The sequence below is a fragment of the Pseudomonas agronomica genome, from assembly GCF_025917275.1.
GTDB classification, from domain to species: domain Bacteria; phylum Pseudomonadota; class Gammaproteobacteria; order Pseudomonadales; family Pseudomonadaceae; genus Aquipseudomonas; species Aquipseudomonas agronomica.
Genome location: NZ_JAOSHO010000995.1, coordinates 1 through 603 on the forward strand (window position 1 = coordinate 1; position 603 = coordinate 603).

Annotated in this window: 1 protein-coding gene; it reads left to right on the forward strand. The window is 67.0% G+C overall.

From position 1 onward, the window contains the following. On the forward strand, positions 1-591 hold a 591-nt coding region (locus OC610_RS28565), incomplete at its 5' end, for a CobD/CbiB family cobalamin biosynthesis protein (RefSeq protein WP_264433106.1). Between the last annotated feature and the right edge of the window lie 12 nt (positions 592-603).

Below are 603 nucleotides of genomic sequence, written 5' to 3' on the forward strand. Positions count from 1 at the left end.
GGCGATCTGGACGAGGCGCGCCAGCGGGTCAGTTATCTGGTCAGTCGCCAGACGGCTGAGCTGGACGAAACCGCCGTCGCCCGCGCCGCCACCGAATCGGTGCTGGAGAATGGCAGCGATGCGGTGTTTGCGGCGTTGTTCTGGTTCGCGGTGGCCGGTGCGCCCGGCGTGGTGCTGTACCGCTTGAGCAATACCCTCGACGCCATGTGGGGCTATCGCAACGCGCGCTTCGAGCGTTTTGGCTGGGCGGCGGCAAAGATCGACGATGTGCTCAACTACATTCCCGCGCGCCTGGTGGCGTTGACCTACGCCGTCCTCGGCAAGACCCGCCAGGCGCTCAAATGCTGGCGAACCCAGGGGCCAACCTGGGACAGCCCCAACGCCGGGCCGGTGATGGCCGCTGGCGCTGGTGCGCTGGGCGTGGAACTGGGGGGCGCGGCGGTGTATCACGGCGAACTGCATCAGCGTCCGCCGTTGGGCGGAGGCGTGCCGGCCAGCGCCGACTCCATTGATCGCGGCTGGCAATTGGTGCAGCGCGGCGTATGGTTATGGCTGCTGATTCTCTGCCTCGGAGCCGAGTTCTATGCTTGAGCATGGTGGACG